The organism is Hymenobacter montanus (assembly GCF_014699115.1).
GTDB classification, from domain to species: Bacteria; Bacteroidota; Bacteroidia; order Cytophagales; family Hymenobacteraceae; genus Hymenobacter; species Hymenobacter montanus.
In genome coordinates this window covers 168,277-185,486 of the sequence record NZ_JACXAD010000002.1, presented here as the reverse complement: position 1 = coordinate 185,486, position 17,210 = coordinate 168,277, and the positions used below count along the sequence as shown (strand labels likewise).

The 17,210-nt window shown below is 59.7% G+C and carries 14 protein-coding genes and 1 pseudogene; 7 read left to right on the top strand and 8 right to left on the bottom strand.

Annotated elements, in window-relative coordinates:
* Nucleotides 1-209 precede the first annotated feature (209 nt).
* From IC235_RS02525 to IC235_RS02515, 3 genes are all read right to left on the bottom strand, one after another.
* Nucleotides 210-1,235: a glycosyltransferase family protein gene (locus tag IC235_RS02525; RefSeq protein ID WP_191003590.1), complete on the bottom strand. Its 1,026-nt coding sequence runs from the start codon at nucleotides 1,233-1,235 to the stop codon at nucleotides 210-212.
* A gap of 107 nt (nucleotides 1,236-1,342) precedes the next feature.
* Complete coding sequence (locus IC235_RS02520) at nucleotides 1,343-2,272, bottom strand: UDP-2,3-diacylglucosamine diphosphatase (RefSeq protein ID WP_191003589.1); 930 nt, start codon at nucleotides 2,270-2,272, stop codon at nucleotides 1,343-1,345.
* The gene (locus tag IC235_RS02515) at nucleotides 2,269-2,505 is read right to left on the bottom strand and encodes a hypothetical protein (RefSeq protein ID WP_191003588.1); all 237 of its coding nucleotides are present in this window, start codon (nucleotides 2,503-2,505) and stop codon (nucleotides 2,269-2,271) included. The genes IC235_RS02520 and IC235_RS02515 overlap by 4 nt, the downstream gene beginning before the upstream one ends.
* Before the next feature lie 204 nt (nucleotides 2,506-2,709).
* Here IC235_RS02515 and IC235_RS02510 point away from each other — a divergent pair, with 204 nt between their 5' ends.
* Nucleotides 2,710-3,303, top strand: a complete 594-nt coding sequence (locus tag IC235_RS02510) for a hypothetical protein (RefSeq protein WP_191003587.1) — start codon at nucleotides 2,710-2,712, stop codon at nucleotides 3,301-3,303.
* Between the two features lie 654 nt (nucleotides 3,304-3,957).
* Nucleotides 3,958-5,118 carry a hypothetical protein gene (locus tag IC235_RS02505; protein WP_191003586.1) on the top strand — a complete coding sequence of 387 codons (1,161 nt, stop codon included), beginning with the start codon at nucleotides 3,958-3,960 and terminating at the stop codon, nucleotides 5,116-5,118.
* A gap of 75 nt (nucleotides 5,119-5,193) precedes the next feature.
* Here the strand turns inward: IC235_RS02505 and IC235_RS02500 are convergent, their stop codons facing one another.
* Nucleotides 5,194-5,706: an NUDIX domain-containing protein gene (locus tag IC235_RS02500; RefSeq protein WP_191003585.1), complete on the bottom strand. Its 513-nt coding sequence runs from the start codon at nucleotides 5,704-5,706 to the stop codon at nucleotides 5,194-5,196.
* Here IC235_RS02500 and IC235_RS02495 point away from each other — a divergent pair.
* Nucleotides 5,705-5,974, top strand: a complete 270-nt coding sequence (locus tag IC235_RS02495) for a hypothetical protein (protein WP_191003584.1) — start codon at nucleotides 5,705-5,707, stop codon at nucleotides 5,972-5,974. The two genes, IC235_RS02500 and IC235_RS02495, sit on opposite strands and share 2 nt — an antisense overlap.
* A 357-nt stretch (nucleotides 5,975-6,331) precedes the next feature.
* Nucleotides 6,332-6,883: a hypothetical protein gene (locus IC235_RS02490; RefSeq protein WP_191003583.1), complete on the top strand. Its 552-nt coding sequence runs from the start codon at nucleotides 6,332-6,334 to the stop codon at nucleotides 6,881-6,883.
* Nucleotides 6,884-7,075: 192 nt separating this feature from the next.
* Here IC235_RS02490 and IC235_RS02485 read toward each other — a convergent pair whose 3' ends face one another.
* Entirely contained in the window at nucleotides 7,076-7,822 is a 747-nt protein-coding gene (locus IC235_RS02485; protein WP_191003582.1) for an HAD family hydrolase, read from the bottom strand.
* Between the two features lie 568 nt (nucleotides 7,823-8,390).
* Here IC235_RS02485 and IC235_RS02480 point away from each other — a divergent pair.
* A complete protein-coding gene (locus IC235_RS02480; protein ID WP_191003581.1) occupies nucleotides 8,391-9,866 on the top strand; it encodes a DEAD/DEAH box helicase in 1,476 nt (491 codons plus the stop codon).
* A gap of 283 nt (nucleotides 9,867-10,149) precedes the next feature.
* A complete protein-coding gene (locus IC235_RS02475; protein WP_191003580.1) occupies nucleotides 10,150-10,647 on the top strand; it encodes a hypothetical protein in 498 nt (165 codons plus the stop codon).
* A 1,411-nt stretch (nucleotides 10,648-12,058) separates the two neighbouring features.
* On the opposite strand, the gene IC235_RS22360 is transcribed toward IC235_RS02475, so the two are convergent.
* The 3 genes and pseudogenes from IC235_RS22360 to IC235_RS02465 all read right to left on the bottom strand — a co-directional run bounded on the left by IC235_RS22360 (nucleotide 12,059) and on the right by IC235_RS02465 (nucleotide 14,859).
* Complete coding sequence (locus IC235_RS22360) at nucleotides 12,059-12,244, bottom strand: hypothetical protein (RefSeq protein ID WP_240540691.1); 186 nt, start codon at nucleotides 12,242-12,244, stop codon at nucleotides 12,059-12,061.
* A 369-nt stretch (nucleotides 12,245-12,613) separates the two neighbouring features.
* A pseudogene (locus IC235_RS22725) lies at nucleotides 12,614-12,763 on the bottom strand (helix-turn-helix domain-containing protein); the annotation flags it as partial.
* A gap of 341 nt (nucleotides 12,764-13,104) precedes the next feature.
* Nucleotides 13,105-14,859: a L,D-transpeptidase family protein gene (locus IC235_RS02465; protein ID WP_191003578.1), complete on the bottom strand. Its 1,755-nt coding sequence runs from the start codon at nucleotides 14,857-14,859 to the stop codon at nucleotides 13,105-13,107.
* A gap of 446 nt (nucleotides 14,860-15,305) precedes the next feature.
* Here IC235_RS02465 and IC235_RS02460 point away from each other — a divergent pair, with 446 nt between their 5' ends.
* Nucleotides 15,306-17,123, top strand: coding sequence for a M1 family metallopeptidase (locus IC235_RS02460; protein ID WP_191003577.1), 1,818 nt, complete (start codon nucleotides 15,306-15,308; stop codon nucleotides 17,121-17,123).
* The last annotated feature ends 87 nt before the right edge of the window (nucleotides 17,124-17,210 follow it).

The following is a 17,210-nucleotide window of genomic DNA, read 5'->3' as shown; positions in this document are numbered from 1 at the left end:
AGCAAGAGCAATAAACAATAGTAGCGCGGTTTCTGGGCCAGGGGACCGGCGGGGAGCCGAAACCTCACGGGCCCTGGCAGGCGTACCCAACAGGGCGGGCTCCCTCGGCGGGAGTGGGGAACCAGGAGATACGAACCGGAATCCGGCACCAGCGGCGCGGTGGAAGTCTCCAGGCTAACTCAACGTTGTTCTTATGGCAAGGCTTTCGTTTATAGTTCCCCTTTCCCAACGCGCTCGCCCGGCAGTTGTTCGCGCAGCAGCTGGTCGATGATGGCGGCCGTCTGGTCGGGGTAGTCCACGGGCACGGTTTCCTGCTGGCGCAGCCACTGGTCTACCCGGTCCAGGTTTTTGTCTTTGAAATTCTTGATGACCGGCACGCCCATTTTGGCCAGGGCCGCAGCGTTGCACTGCTGCTCGTACTGCTGCTTCATGGGCATCACCAGCAGCTTTTTACCCAGAAACAAGGCCTCGGCGGGGCTTTCGAACCCAGCCCCGCACAGCACCCCGGCCGAGCCGGCCAGGCTCCTGAGAAAGGCCGAGCCGCTCACCGGCCACACCCGCACGTTGCCGTACTCGGCGGGCGCCACGCTGTGCTTGCTGAATACTTCCCAGCGCACCACGCGGCTCAGGTACTGCAACCGCTCCACCAGAATTTTTTCTTCGTACGCCGGCAGATACACCGTGTAATGCCCCTCGTTCACGGGGTTCAGCTCGCGCACCTGCTGACGGATAACGGGCGTAAAAATTCCGGGTGCGTAAGCCCGAAAGTGAAAGCCGTACTGCGCCGTGCTGGGGGCGTAATGTTTGAGCACCGCCCGGCCCGCCGGGTCCTCCCGGTCGGGCCGCGGGGCGGCGGGGTGCAGCACGGCGCTTTGGTGGCTCAGGGCCACGCACGGTACCTGGCGCAGCTTGCAGGCCCAACTGCTCACCGGCTCGAAGTCACTGATTACTAAATCGTAGCTTTCCACCGGTAAGTGCCGGATTTCGTGCAGAAACTTGGCCGAGTTGAACTGCCAAAACGTTTTTACGAAGTTGATGCCGCCTTTTTTACCGAACAGAAACCCCATGCCCTGGGCGTGGTAGCGCACCTCAAAAGGCAACGGCAAGTCGGCCGGCGGGCCACTCACCAGCACGTCGAGCTGGGAGCAGCGCGCTTGCAGCAGCGGAACCAGGTCGAGGGCCCGGCTAAGGTGTCCATTGCCAGTGCCTTGAATGGCGTAAAGAATACGAGACATAAGTCGCGGGCGGATGAGCCCTAGGACGCAATCTTTGCTGCGCCGCGTTGAATAATACCTGAACAGTTTCCCAGTGGTCGGCCAGGGCGGCGCCGGGGCCGGGTTGGTTACTTAATATTAAACTCCACCAGCAGGCCTTCCAACAGCGCGGCCGGGTTGGCATCGGCTAACTCTTCGGCCATATCGAGTGCCTGGTCTTCAATGGGTTGCTGCATGTGGGGGTCGTCGTTATAGTAATAAAGCTGCCAGCCGGCTTCGGCCGTGTACTCCAGGGCCGTCAGGTTTTCCACCCAATCGCCGGAGTTAAGGTAGGTGACCTCCCCTTTCGCGGTGGGTACTGCTTTGATTTCGGGTTGATGAATGTGTCCGCAGGCCACGTAGCGGTAGCCTCTGTCGGCCGCGATGGCCGTGGCCGTTTCTTCGAAGTTGTTCACGGCTGCCACGGCCGATTTCACCCGCTCCTTAACTCGCTTCGACAAGGCTACCCGAGGCCGGCCCAGCTTCTCCAACCCATGGTTTACCAGCCGGTTTATTAGGATCAGCAAGTCGTAGCCGTGCCCGCCCAGCTTGGCCAGCCAGCGCGAGTGCCGCATGGTCACGTCAAACACGTCGCCGTGAAACAGCCAGGTGCGGCCGTGGGGCAGGTCAAGCACCAGCTTGTTGTCGAGCCGAAACTGGCCCAGCCGGAGGCCGGCAAACTTGCGCAGCAGCTCGTCGTGGTTGCCGGTGAGGTAATGAATTTTGGTGCCCTTAGCCGCTAAGCCCACCAGGTAGCGCACCACCCGCATGTGAGCCGGAGGCCAGTAGTTTTTGCTAAACTGCCAAATGTCGACAATGTCGCCGTTGAGCACCAGCACCTGCGGGCGGATGCTTTTGAGGTAGCGCAGCAGTTCCTTGGCGTGGCAGCCGTAGGTACCCAAGTGCACGTCGCTGATCACGGCTACCGCCACCCGGCGCTTGCGGCGAGCGGCGGGCTGGGCAATTCCGGCAGGCAAGGCGTTTGCTGATTCGGGCAATGGAAAAGTGGGGATGCTCATGCGGCGGCGGGCGGGTTGAAACGTTCCCCGCGGCCGGGCCCAGCCGCCCGGCGCGGTCGGACGGCCGGCCCCGGCCGCTCCCCAGCCACCCGCTCGCCCCCGCCACCAAAGGCCGAGCGCAGGCTGGCCAGGGTATGCAGGCCAAACGCGGCCCATAGCGCTAGCTGGAACAACTCATACACCAGCCAGCGCCCTAGACGGCGCAGCCCCGAAAACAAAGCTGGAAAGTACATGGCGAGCAGTAGTAAAGGGGGTAAAATCCTGCCCTCAAAGTTCCTCCGGCGCTGTGAAGCCGTGGTTACGGCCGCGTTACGCATAAATCAAGCCTCACGGCCTCCACGGCAATGGTTTTCGCCCGGCAAGCCGTTTATTTGTTGATTCAAGTAGCTGAAAGTCAGCAACTATTTTCATTTCTTTAGTTCTATTTGCACTCTCCTATGTCAACCTCGTCTCGTGTGCTTCGCCATTGGCTGGCTTTGACCCTCTTGAGCCTGTTTGCCGCCAGCACCGCCGTGGCCCAACCCACCGGCAAAGCCGCCAAAGGCCGCAAGCGCTACACCTTCGCGCAAAGAGATGCCCTGTCGCCCTACGTACAGAACGTAACCAAAAACACCGACGAAGAGCAGGACGTCGACGGCTCCTTTACTCGCCTTGGCTATCGCCCCTACACCGAACTGCTCACCGAAATCGAAGCCCTGCGCAAACTGCACAGCTGGGCCGATACCACCTACCAGCGGCGCCTGGCGGCCATTCCGCCCGGCGGCGTGTTGCTCGTCACCATCCACCGCCAGGGCCAGAAAAACGCCGAGCTAGGCAATCTCACCGTCACGGCCACCAGCAAAGACGGCAAGGAGGTTTTCGCCCAAACGCTGGCGCCTGGTAGTGGCCGCTTCTTCGGCCGCGACCTCTACCAGGCCCAGCGCGCCATTCCGTTTCCTAAAATGGAACCCCAGGAGCTCAACGTAAGCATCCGCGACGCGAAGCTCTACCAAACGTTCGATTACACCCTGACGCTGCCCGCCGCCCAATAGCCGCCCAACGCTCGGGTTAGGTAACGGGTCGGGCCTTTAAGCCAATTCGCCATTAGTACGAGCCCATTAATAAAAGCCCTCTGCCGATTGACCCGGCTAAATCATCGGCTATTTAAGCTTTTCGTGATTATTTTGTATTTGTGCCACCCAAAAGGGCCTAGCTAAAGAATCACGCATGTTAAGCTAATTATATTAGCAATTTTGTCGACGCAAGCTAGTATCTTTGGTATATCGCACGGTCGTCTCCCGCCAAAGCGTCGCCTGTAAAAAGGCGAAGCCCCGGCTGGTGGAACAACCGGGGCTTCAAGAAGTGGGTGAAATGTGCACCCTACCTTCTGTCCAAGATGAAACGGGAACGTGCGAAACAACTGCTGCAAGATTGGTGGAAACCAATTTTGCTGGGGTTTGTGAGCGGAGTAGCCAAGGATGTAATCCTGTTGCTGCTCGGTCACTACCTCAAGTAGTGGTAAGGGGTTGGGCCGAGTGCCCGGCCCCTTATTTTTTACACGTAGACAAATGTAGAGAACTTTTTACATTTTAACACCCGAACACCCCGCGTAGTTCGGCCTCCTAAAGACCTGAGCTAAGGGGGCAAGCGGCAAGCCACCGCCCGATTTCCACAATAATCGGGCACCCGCAACGCTTAAAGCAACCATGAAACGCAAAGTAACTTTTGGCTTGCTCATGGTGTCGGGGGCCATTTGGGCCATGCTGAGCTTCCCGGCCTACCACTACCCTACTCCCCCCGAGCTACGCTGGAAAGCCAATTACCTCGAGCGAATCATTCGCACGCCCCCAAGCGCATCCGCCGACCTCACGAAGCTGGGCGAGCTAAATCCGGAATGGGCACTATTCTCGCTGTCGTTCTCCGTGTACGCCCTCACCAATATGGCCGAGCGGGACTCCACTTTCCGGGCCGAAGCCGCGCACTACACTGGGCTGGCCATTCAGAGAGTGCTGACGGAGGAGATAAGTGCTTTTTCCCGCACCGCCGATTCTCACCCGTTCCGCCTCGATACCGCGGGCTCCGTGCTTTACCTGGGCCACCTCAACCTGATGCTGGGCTGCCACCGCCTGCTGCATCCCGCTTCCCGTTACGCCGGCCTGCACGACACCCTGTCCCGCATTTTGCACGGGCGCTTCCGGCGTGCTCCCTCCCATTGCCTGGCGTCTTACCCCGGCCAGATCTGGGTACCCGACAACACCGTGGCGCTGGCGTCGCTGAGCCTGCACAGCCAGCTCACCGGCAGCCCCTATGGCCAGTACTGCGCCCAGTGGGTAAGGTACGCCCGCCAGCACCTCACCAACCGGAGCTCGGGGCTGCTGGTCTCCCGGCCCCGCACCGGGCAGCACGATAGTGAAGCGCCCCGCGGCTCCATGCTTGGCTGGAGCATCTATTTCCTCTACCACTTCGATCCCGCGTACGCCGCCGAGCAATACCACCTGTATCAGCGCCAGTTCAGCACTAACCTGGGCCTGGTACAGCTATATAAAGAGTGGCCCGGCAACTTTGCCACCTCTGCCGGCGACGTCGACAGCGGCCCACTGATCTTGGGCTATGGCATCCCGGCTACCGCTTTTGCCTTCGGCAATGCGGTGGCCCTGCGCGACTGGCGCAATGCTCAGCGCCTGCGCCGGGTCATCAGCATCGGCAGCCGGGAAGTGAATACGGGCGATGAGCTGCGTTATAGTGTTCGGGTGGTGGACTTGCCGGTGAGCCCGCTGGCCGAAGCCCTACTGCTGCACGCGGAGACAATGACCCCGTGGCGGCCTTTCCATCCATCAAATAGCTTCCCAGGAACCAGCCAGCGCTGATTTTGAGTACCCTCCTGACTTGGTGCTCAGCACTGCGAACACCCTTTGCGCAACTGCTTAACCCGCACAAAATCCTTACTCTCGCAGCCGCGCCCACTGCACGGCAATCAACGTTTTGGCATCGCGTAAGGGCTCAGCCAACAGGGCTTCCCGGCTGAAGTCCAGCATTTCAATCTTCTCGTTCTCCTCGGCCAGCCCGCCGCCAGCGCCGGTTTTGCGGCTCACCTCGGCGTAGAAAACGGTGATGACCTCGGCGCTGGTACCCGGCGAGGGCCAGATCTGCACGATTTCCTCCAGCTTATCGATTTCGTAGCCCAGCTCCTCGTGAATCTCGCGGCGCACCGCCGTTTCGGGGGCTTCGTCGCCATCAATCATGCCGGCGGCTATTTCCAGAATTTCCGCTTCCGGACCGATGCGGAACTGCCGGGTGAGCACGTACACCTGCCGGATGGTGTCGTACACCAGCGCAGCCACTGCCTTGCCGGGCGCAAACTGCTCGCGCTTGAGCTGGGCGTCCCCATCCTGCACGATAAGCTGGTTAACTTTATAATGGCCGTCGAAAACGCGGCGGCGGTCAATAATCTGCATGACGGAGAAGAAGGAAAAAGAGCGCTATTCGCGGGAAGAAAAAACCGAGGGCGACTATCAGCCTTTTGGCTTTCGCTCCTTAGTTTACCGAGCCGACAAATATATTGTTGAGAAGTTAAGCTCGCCGGGGGGCTTTGCATTGGTAGTGAGCGGGGCGGCCGTGGGGCCCGTTGCGGCGAATTTGCTCACTGCCGCAGTTGACGCGGGTGAGTTGACTTGCACATCAGCCCAGTACGAATTCCACCCTGGCGTTAGACCACCACCATAAATTGGCCCGTATGGGCGGTATAATCAGGCCCTTGCTGCTAGCTTTGCCGGAGTGCAGGAATACATGGGTTTGCTCCGAAAGCCGTCGGTAAGGCTGGTCCGCTAATCTGGCTGTATACAGGAAGGTTGTTGACGAGCCAACGCAAGGGCGGCAGGGCGTGTGGAGAAGCTTCGCCGCAAGAAGCTATTGCGGAAGTAAACATCAGATGAAGCACCCGCGCCGACGGTCGAGGCAACACCAGCAGACTCTATCCGAATGTCAGATTTCTACCGCGCAGGATTCGACTATTGCGAGGGAAGAGCCCTAAGGCTCTAATCCCTCCACTTTAATATCCGTTCTTTTCGTTTTTCGAATCAGGTGTTTAATAGACTGAAGAAATTTTTAGGCTGGGCCGCTGTCGCGCTGATTCTGATAGTCATCGGATACTTCGTCACCGTGAACGGGCTGTCGTATGAAGTGAGCGGCTACCGCCCGTATAATGAGCAGTTGGACAAGGCGCACCTGCGTGAAATGAGCAATCGTTTTGACGACGCCTATGCGGCCAACGAGCAAGACCTGCGCCGCTTTGCTTTGCGTAATACAGCTTTAGAGCTCGACTTTGCCATGCGCAAAAACGCGATGAAAAACCCCAACAGCATCCTGGATAGCAAGATAGGGCATTGTATGATGTATTCTTACGTCATGGCGTCTACGTACAACCAGTTAGCCAAGCTGAAGAAGATCAAGGGTTCCTGCCGGGTCGCTTATGGTCACGTTTTCCTATACAACGTGAACTTGCACCAGTTTTTCAGTAGCACATTCTTTCGCGACCACGACTTCTGTGTCATCAGCGACGATAGTGGTGTTTACGTTGCCGATGCCATCCTCTTTGACTACTTGTTGATTGACGACATTCGATTAAGAAAATAGTTATTGCCCTAACTCCTGCATCCACCGGCGCTTTCGCCCTTGGTCAGGCCTATTTGGTATTGATGCAACGTGATGCCGTTCCGCGATTGGAGCAAGTCATTCCGTTTGCAGCGCTGCGCGCCACTCGCTATTTGCGGTAGAAAGGCACCTCGTCCTAACGCCGAAAGCCAGGATGATTATCGAGCCTTATGATCAAGCAGTAGGGATCTGTATCTTCCGCAGCACGTCGGCCAACGGTTCGAAACCAGCAATTTCCTGCACCTGTGCCAGCGGGCGCGCCGCCCCAAACCGGTTGAGCCACAGCGGCCGGATGCCCACTGCCCGGGCCCCCAGCACGTCGGCGGTCCAGTTGTCGCCCACTAGCACGGTTTCTTCGGGCCGCGCCCCCAAACGCTCCAGGGCCACGTGAAAAATGCGCGGGTCGGGCTTGGGCACCCCCACTTCTTCCGACGTAATGAGCGCATCCACCAGAGCTGTCATTTCCAGAAACTGCAGCTTCTCCACTTGCTCCTCCGTGCGGTTATTGGTCACCACCCCGATGCGGTAGTGCGGCTTCAGGGCCTGTAGCAGCGCCCGGGCTCCCGCCACTGGCCGACGCAGCAAGGGGTAATTTGCCTGGTTCACGCGAATAAATTCTTCGATTTCGGCCTCCGTAGCCGCGGCCCAGTACTGCGCCAGCAGCCGCTGAAACCGCCCGCGGCGGGCTTCCTCATACGAACAGCGCCCCGCTAAAATCTGGGCGTGATACTCTTCCAGCAGCTCACTGTACCGCTGGTAGAAAGGCTCGAAATCCACTTTTCGAAAAAATGGCAACGGTGTGGCCGTGCTTTGCAGCGCCAACCGCGCCGTAGCAGTATGGTCAAACAGCGTATCGTCTAAATCGAACAGAATGGTGGTCGGGCGACCGGTCAGCAGGGGTATTTCCGGTGGTAATGACATAGATAGTTACGTTACTTTCTGGCTCAGCACAACGGGGCATTGACGCAGCACTTTGCCTTTCATCGTTGACCAATTACCCATGAACAGTACCAACCGCAAGACGCCAAGCCCTGCGTGGCTGCCGGTTCCGGCTAGCTCGCACCGCTCCTTGAGGAAACTTCGAGCGGCGGCACAGAGGGGAAAGGTAGGCTGGATCGGGGCCCTTAACCGTAACGGCGCCCGGGTCGCCGTAGCCTTGGTAGTAAGGGATTAATCAAAGTGCACCTTTGAGCGCTCACATATGTTGTACCTTTGTAAAAACTAGGGCCGCCGTCGGAGCAGCCCGCTGCCCGGCCGCGTCGGGCAAAGCCCCGCGCCTCGGCTGCCTCCGCGAAGTAAGCGCACCTCACTCCAACTTCTCTTCAGCAAGGGAATCTGATGGCCTCCGACGAGCCGTCAACCCCGCCCACGCCCGGCCCCGTGCAGCGTGGCCATGCCAGCCTATGCCACCCCGTAGGCCCCCCAACTTACACCGGCAGGCAGCTGTCCGCCAATACCATACTTACGCACTGCGTACCCATTCCCATTTATGACGTTTGACGATTTAAACCTGATTGAGCCCATCCTCAAAGCCCTCAAAGAGGAAGGCTATACCACCCCCACCCCCATCCAGGAGCAGGCTATTCCCCACGTGATTGAGGGCAAAGACCTGCTCGGCGTGGCCCAGACCGGCACCGGCAAGACCGCTGCTTTCACCGTGCCCATCCTGCAAGTGCTGCACCGCACGGCCCAGTTGGAGCGCCACGCCCCACGCGCCATTCGCTGCCTTGTGCTCACGCCCACCCGCGAACTGGCCATTCAAATCAACGAAAGCTTCGGCGCCTACGGCCGCCACCTGAGCCAAATCCGCCACACGGTTATTTTCGGCGGCGTGGGCCAGAACCCGCAGGTCGCCGCTCTCAAGCGCGGCGTGGAGGTGCTCATTGCCACCCCCGGCCGCCTGCTCGACCTCATGAACCAGGGTTTCGTGGACTTGCGCCAAATCGAAGTGTTCGTGCTCGATGAGGCCGACCGCATGCTCGACATGGGCTTCATCAACGACATCAAGCGCATCCTGCCCAAGCTGCCCACCAAGCGCCAGACCCTGTTTTTCTCGGCCACCATGCCCGGCCAGATTCAGGAGCTCGCCAGCACCATCCTGCGGCCCAACCCCGTGCGCGTGGCCGTAACGCCCGTCAGCAGCACGGCTGATACGGTGACGCAATCGGTATTTCTGGTCGAAAACAACGACAAGCCGGCGCTGCTCCGCCACCTCTTACAGGACCGGGCCATCAAACGAGTCCTGGTTTTCACCCGCACCAAGCACGGGGCCGATAAAGTGGTGAAGACCTTGGCCGCCAACCAGATTCCGGCCGAAGCCATCCACGGCAACAAGTCGCAGAACCACCGCCAGCGCGCCCTTTCCAACTTCAAGGCCGGCACCACCCGCGTGCTAGTGGCCACCGACATCGCCGCCCGCGGCATCGATGTGGACGAGCTGACCCACGTCATCAACTACGAAATCCCCAACGAGCCCGAAACCTACGTGCACCGCATTGGCCGCACCGGCCGGGCCGGCGCCTTTGGCACCGCCTTTTCGTTCGTCGAAGACGAGGAGCGCGCCTACCTGCAAGACATTCAGAAGCTCATCAACCGCCAGATCGACCAGAACGACGAGCACCCCTTTATTTCGCCGCGCATCCGGCCGGTGTTGCTGCACGGCAACGAGCGCATCATCCGGCCCAAAGGGCCGGCTGGTCGCCCACCACGCTCCGGCCCCGGCCGCGAGGGTGGCCGTCCTGGCGGTAGTAAAGGCAGCGGGCACTCGGGCGGCGGTCAAGGACGCTCCGGCGGCAGTGGCACCAGCAGCCGCTCGACCACGCCGGCCGGCAACGGCCAGCCGGATACCAGCCGCCGCTTCGGCAGCGGCGGGGCCCGCGTACAAGTCGGCGGCAACAGCGGGGGCGACGGCCGCCGTCGCCCCTCCCGAGGCGAGACGGGCGGCTCACGCCGGGGCTCGTTCTAAAACGGTACTGCCCCCGTACCGGGCCGCGCCGAGGCATCCCAGCAGCACGTTCCCTCCATTGCGGAGATGCCAGGGATGCTTCGCCAGCGCCCCCTGACGGACGAGCGGGCTTTCAGCAGCCGAAACCCCTAAAAAGCAGCAGGCTCCGGAAAACTTTTTCCGGGGCCTGCTGCTTTTTAGGCTGATTACTTGCTCTTTCTTACACAGACCGGCCCCCGGCGTAGGCAAAGCGGTAATTTAGCTTGGCTACTGCATACTACATATCGACTACTGCTCAATTCCTATGGCTCAGCCCACGCTTCCTGTCATCCAAGCCCTGCGCGACACGGCGCAGCGCCTCGCCACCCAAGCGCCCTACCAATGGGGCCACATGGGCAGCTGCAACTGCGGCCACCTCGCCCAAACCGTCACGCGCCTCACCAAAGGCGAAATCCACACCCGCGCCATGCAGCGCTACGGCGACTGGGAACGGCAGCTCATCGACTACTGCCCCACCAGCGGCCTGCCCATCGACCAAACCATCGACGAGATGCTGGCCCTGGGTTTCTCCCGCGCCGACCTCACCCACCTCGAACGCCTCTCCGACCCCACCATCCGGGCGGCCATTCCCTTTGAGCGCCGCAATGCTCTCCGTCATAACCAGCGCGACGACGTCGTGCTCTACCTCCGCACCTGGGCCGATCTGCTGGAGCAGGACCTGCTCGCCGACATCAGCCTCCCCAGCTTCGCGGCCCCGCCTGTACCGACGCCGGTTCTTGCCGCAGCTGCCGTCGACGCCTAGGACGCCCCGGCGGCCCCCAACATCGGCCGCGGCTGCGAAGCAACTGGCGACCCTTGACTCTTTACCCACAAAAAGCCCCGGCCAAATTTTGGCCGGGGCTTTTTGTATTCCATTACGTAGGCTGGGCGGGAAGCAGTGGCCCCCGGCCCGCCGGTCTGGGGTTAGGTCCGCTATTGGCGGGTGACGTTCGAGCGTTGTGCCTCGCGGTACCCTTCACTGCGATGCGCGCGCTTATAAGCAGCATCAGCAGCGGGGTCTTTCTCAGCATCGGGGGCCTGGGAGCAAGAGGCCGTCAGGGACAATGCCGCGGCAGCGGCCAACCAAAGATTCGTGCGGGTCAGTTTCATGCTGCGAAGGTAACCCGTCGCACCCAAATGAACAACCTAGCTCCTCTGCCAACTCCCAGTTGGGGGCCGCCCGGGGCAGGCTGCTCGACCTATAGAAAAGACCGCTAGATGTCGGAACCAGAATTACCCGGGAACGGTGTTGGGATTCATTTACAATTGACAACAATCTTATGGACCATTTACCAGGTTGCGTCACCCGCCGATTTATTCGCCGGAGGGTGTCTGTCGCTCCTCTATTCGCCCTATTAGACTCCCCGGTCCAGTCCAAATCAATATTGACCTGGCGGACGCATTCGCCGCGATATCACCGCTCAATGGGTTAGCATTACCGGCTTAGTTATTTTCGGCTCTTAGAACTTCTGCGGGCTGCTGCTTTGTCAAAGCCATTAGCATCAGAGCACCGTTTTTCTAGCCAGCAAGGGAGTAAGTAGTCCCCCTAGAACCAGGGCCAACCCCCTAAAATCTTATACAAATTACCGGTTTAATTATCCGAAACCTAGTCAATCTATCACTTTGATTAGTTAAGGCAATCATGTTGAATAACATCACTTTATAAACAACTAAATTCTATTTTCGGCTTCTGGCTCAGAATAGCCACATACTTTAGCATCCGTTAAAGCTAAATATAAGGCTTGTTTGACGGTGAGCAGGGTGGTCTGAGCTAAAATATGACCTGAAAAATGAGGCCAAATCCGACCTGACAAATTGTGCTTTACAGGGTGGCATTGGAAGGCAGAGCCGGAGGGACTGAAGGATTCCATCGTACTACGGCCCCCTTTGGAGCGGTGTGGGGATTGGACAATTGGCTTACTCGATACAAGCTATGCAAATAGCTTCATAATAACTAATATGTCTTTGCGCATAGGTTACCCAAGCCCTAGTTGGATGGTAGAAATGTCGCTCCGAATACACAAGACAACCGAACTATAGGGCTAGCCTGGGCCACCACAGTGAGCCCGTACCGTTTGTTACCCGTGCCGGGCCACAACACCTTTATATAGCTAGCCTGGCCCCTACAGTAGAGCCCGCCCGTATTCTATCCAACCCAATGCGGATCCGATAAGCTACTCGGGGTGATAGTCCGCAAAGGACCCATCCTTATAGAAAATCACAATTCGCCGAATGGGCTTCTCAGCCCCCGCGAACAGAGCCGCGGCGGTTGAGTCAGTAGGGGCCACAACCGCCGGAGCAGCGGTCCCGGGCGCGTTGTCGGCCTGATTCCGGGGTGGAGACGGTATGTCAGAGCTCACCGGTGGGGCAGCAACGGGGGGTTGCGATAAGAGAATGGGTGCTTCTGCCCCCGGCCCCGGCTTATTTTCTGGTTTCGGAGTTGAGGGCGCGAAACGTTTAGGGCCAGGCCGGGCCGCTAAGGCATTTGTTGATACCACCTTAGGCAAAACCGGTGCATCTTTTCGTCCACGCGAGACAGGTGCGGGAGGAGCCGCCGGAATACTTGCCGCCGGAGTACTTATAGTAGGAAGAGCTATTTCTTCCTGCTCCGACGCGGGTGGCGCCTTTTGCGGTATTTCCGTTGGTTGGGGCTTTTCGGCCGGTGCGGGGCTGGTGGCTGCCGCAGCTTGAGCCTGCATGGGGCCCGTACCATTAAGCAGCCAGGGCATTGATAGGTCTGGCATTGCCGCCAAGATGCGCTGTACTACATCCAGGCTGGGCTTGTTTCGGCCCGACAGGATATGGCTTACGATAGGGCGGGCTACACCAATAGCATCAGCAAACTGGGTAGGAGTAAGTTGCCGGGTTTCCAGCAGCATCCGAATACGCTCAACCATTGTCTTGAATTAGGTAACAAATGTACCAGGAATACTTGAATCAGGCACGTAGTGGGCAAAGAAGCAGAATTTATAATTGTTCATAAGCTATCAAACCCTACATCAACGAAGAACAATTGTTAATAGAAATGTTATCCTCCAAAAGGTTCCTCTTGATACATTTGTAATTACATTTGTATCGTAACACTTAGGCAAGCACACAAAAAGCGCCCACGCCCGGCCGCTTGTGGGCAGCCGGGCGTGGGCGCTTTAGTTTCTTTATCCGGTCTCACCAGCCCCGGGAGGCCGTAAACATTATAAGCGCTACTGAGGACTTAGCGGGCTTAATCGAAGAGCTCCTGGGCCAGATTTTTGTCGTGGCCATATATATCATCCCGGAAATGGGGGTGGCCATCAGCATCGGCCCAGGCCGTAAAATAGACCAGATACACCGGTAACTTGGGCTTGAGCGGGATGTATTTTTCCCGTCGGGTGGCGATGGTATCCAGGATGGTTTGCTGGTCCCACTCGGGCTTATCGCGTAGCAAGTAGGTAGCCAGCTTCAGCGGGTTTTGCACCCGCACACAGCCGTGGCTGAAGCTGCGCTGGCTCTGGGAGAAGAGCTGGCGGTGCGGCGTATCGTGTAGGTAAATGTCGTTCGAGTTGGGGAAGATGAATTTTATGTCGCCCAAATCGTTGTTGGGGCCCGGCCGGCGCCGCACGGTGTACTTGAAATTTTCCGGGGTTATTCCGGCCCAATCAATGGAGGCCGGGTCCACGACTACCGCCTTTTTACCGTAACCTTTGACGACCTCCATATCCAGGCGGTCAAGGTAGTGAGGGTTGGCAATTAGCCGGTCCTTCAGCTCATTTTCGATGATGCTGAAGGGCACGTTCCAATAAGGCGCCAGCACCACGTACTCCATTTCGTCGCTGAAAACCGGCGTCTCGTGCAGGGCCTTGCCCACAATCACGGGCATGTTGAACGCCTCTTTCCCGTTCTCGACTACGTGCAGCGTATACTCCGGAATGTTTACCAACAGGTAGTTCAGCTCGAAACGCTTAGGGAGCCAGCGCCAGCGCTCCATGTTCAGAATGATCTGGTCGATGCGCGCACCGATGGGCACGTTCAGTTGGCGCAGGGTTTCGCCGCTCACCACGCCATCGGGCCGCAAGCCGGCGTCGCGCTGGAAGGCTTTCACCGCGCTTACTAATTCGGGGTCGTACACCTCCCCCACGGCGGGCGGGGCGGCTCCCTGCCCGGGGCCGCCGCGCAACGAGACGGGGGTGGCCGCCGGCGCGCTGGGCGGCGGGCTGCCCGGACTGCCCGCGCCGCCCAGCAGCCGCTGGCGCAAAGCCGGCACGGCCGCGGAGGTTTGCCCGGGCCGTAATTTTAAGTTTGTGGGCAACAGCGGCCAGCCCCCCGCCTGCTCCTGGGCACGGTAGGCAGCCAGCGCCTTCCGCAGTTGGTCGTACTCGGGGTGCAGGGGGGCGAACTCATAGTAGTTATAGCGGCTTTTGCGCTCCCCCAGGAAGGTCAGCAGGGCCTTGTGCAGCTTAATCTTGTTGGGCTTCACCTGCCACGCCGTGTTTTTGGAGTCACGCGGGTTAGCTACCCCCCGGTAATAATCGGAGGCCCACTTCAGGTAAGTACCGGTCAGGGCAACATCAATCTTCCGCTCCAGGGCGTTGCGGCGCGTGGAGTCGTCCCGCGCCTTTTCCAGCTCGGCGAACAAAGTCTTAAAATCCTTAACCTGGTAGTCTTTAGGATCAAGCCCTTCATCCCGGGCTTTAAGAACAATGTTCTGTAAGGTTTGGGCCTGGGGCACCGGCTGATGGTTTTTAAACCACCCCAACCGGAACTGCCGCTCGCGGTAAAACCGGCGCGCTGGCAGCAGTTGCGGCTTAAAAGCCGGCTCGGCCCGGAAGGTGTTGATGAGGTAGGTGCTGTCGACCCGCGGCGGCTGGTCGACCGCCGTGGCGGTTGAATCAGCCCCGTTACGCCCCTGATCGGCCCCACAGGACGCCAGCGTGACGCAGCTGAGCATGCCAGCCAGCCACACCCCTAGCAATGAAGCAAATCGAAATAAAAAGGACATTGATTACGAAAGAAGACCTCCATCCAATTAAACGGCCGCGGGCAAACACCGACAGCCGGGCGTTGTACTGCCAAGCGTGAAGTGGGGTTGCACCGGGCCACCCGCAGGCGGTCCGGCTGCAAAGTACGCCACTACCAGGCAGAACCGGTGCCGGCAAGGGCAGCCGTCAGGTCTGCTTTGTACCTTTCTGGCTCGGGCCCACCCATATTCGGGCACCAATTGTTGAGCCCAGGCACTTATTTTCAAGAAAAATAACGGCCAGCATGGGGGCATTGATCACAAGTAGTTAGGAAGTTACGGCCTACTCCTGCCTCATTCGCTCCCTCACCATCGTGGATATGGGCGCGTCGAGCACGGACGGACTCCCGTCTCCCGTCGTCGGTGTTTTTTCGCCTTGCCTAACCTTCTGCCCTCTCCGCTCTTTCACCTTTCTGATTCGTTCGCCCATGTCCTCCCCTATTCCCTCGGCAATCGCCTTGCCCGCCGACCCACATAGCTACGCCGGTACCAGCCCGGTCCGGGTGCGGCACCTGGCCCTCGACCTCACCGTTGACTTAGCACACCGTACCCTGGCCGGGAGTGCCACCTGGCACCTGGCCAATCCGGAGGCGGCCAGCGAAGCCGTGTTCGATACCCGCGACCTGACTATTGAGCTGGTGGAGAAATTGGACAAGGATGGCACGGTCACTCACACCACCTATTCGCTGGATGCACCCGATGCTCTGTTGGGCCAGGCCCTGCGCGTGCCCCTGACGGCCGAGACCAAGGCCCTGTGCATTCACTACCGTACCGCGCCCACGGCCGCCGCCCTGCAATGGCTGGTGCCCGCCCAGACCACGGGCTCGCAGCCGTTCTTATTCACGCAGTCGCAAGCCATTCTGGCCCGCACCTGGCTGCCCTGCCAGGACTCGCCCGGCATTCGCTTCACCTACGAGGCCAGGGTGCGCGTGCCGGCCCAATTGCTGGCGCTGATGAGCGCCGAGAACCCGCGGGAGCGAAACGCCAGCGGCGAGTACCACTTCCGCATGGCCCAACCCATCCCGGCCTACCTCATGGCCCTGGCAGTGGGCGACCTGGCCTTCGCTCCGCTCAGCGACCGCACCGGCATTTACGCCGAGCCAGCCACCCTACCCACGGCCACCCACGAGTTCGCCGACCTGGAAAACATGGTGGGCGCCGCCGAGCAACTGTACGGCCCCTACCGCTGGGAGCGGTATGATTTGCTGGTGCTGCCCCCCAGCTTTCCCTTTGGCGGTATGGAAAACCCTCGATTAACATTTGTAACACCTACTATCCTGGCTGGTGACCGCAGCCTGACCAGCTTGGTGGCTCATGAGCTGGCCCACTCGTGGTCGGGCAACCTAGTTACAAATGGAACGTGGAACGATTTCTGGCTCAACGAAGGATTTACCGTGTATTTCGAGCGGCGCATCATGGAACATTTGTATGGCCGCGAGTATGCCGACATGCTGCAGGTTTTAGGGCGGGATGCCCTGCAAGCCACCATCGCGGAGCTTGGAGCCGCCAGCCCCGACACCCACCTGCGGCTGCGGCTAGCCGGCCGCGACCCCGATGAGGGCCTCACGGAAATTGCCTACGAAAAAGGATGCTCGCTCCTACTCACCCTGGAGGACCTGGTGGGCCGGCCGCGCCTCGACACCTTCATTAAGGAGTACTTCGCCCACTTCAGCTTTCAGGCCATGGACACGGCAACGTTCCTGGACTATCTCCGCACCACCCTGCTGGATGAAGCGCCCGGACGGGAAGCCCGCCTGCAACTCACCTCCTGGATCGATGGCCCCGGCTTACCGCCGAACGCTCCACGGGTCAGCGCCCGGCGCTTCGCAGCCGTTGACCAAGCCTTGGCCCGACTGCAGGCCGGCACCGCGCCGGCGGACCTCCGGCCGGCCACCGCCGAGTGGAGCAGCCACGAATGGGTGCACTTCCTGCACGGCCTCCCGCCTACCCTATCGGCGACGGAGCTGCAAGCAGTAGATGCCGCATTCCACTTTACGGATTCGGGCAACGCCGAAATTTTGGCCGCCTGGTTTCCGCACACGGTGCGAGCGGGCTACCAGGCCGCGGACCCAGCGCTGGAACATTTTTTGCGCCACGTGGGGCGACGTAAATTCCTGGTGCCGCTGTACCGGTCTTTGCTGGCCACGCCCGAAGGCCAAGCCCGCGCGCGCGCCATTTACACCGCGGCGCGGCCGAACTATCATTCGGTGACCACCGGCACGCTCGATGCGCTACTAGCCTCATAAACCTATCGGACCCGAACTTTGTCCTCGGTTCGTTCTACTTCCCGCTTCCGCCCTGCCCCGGTTCCACCTGTCTTGCATCTCCCAGTT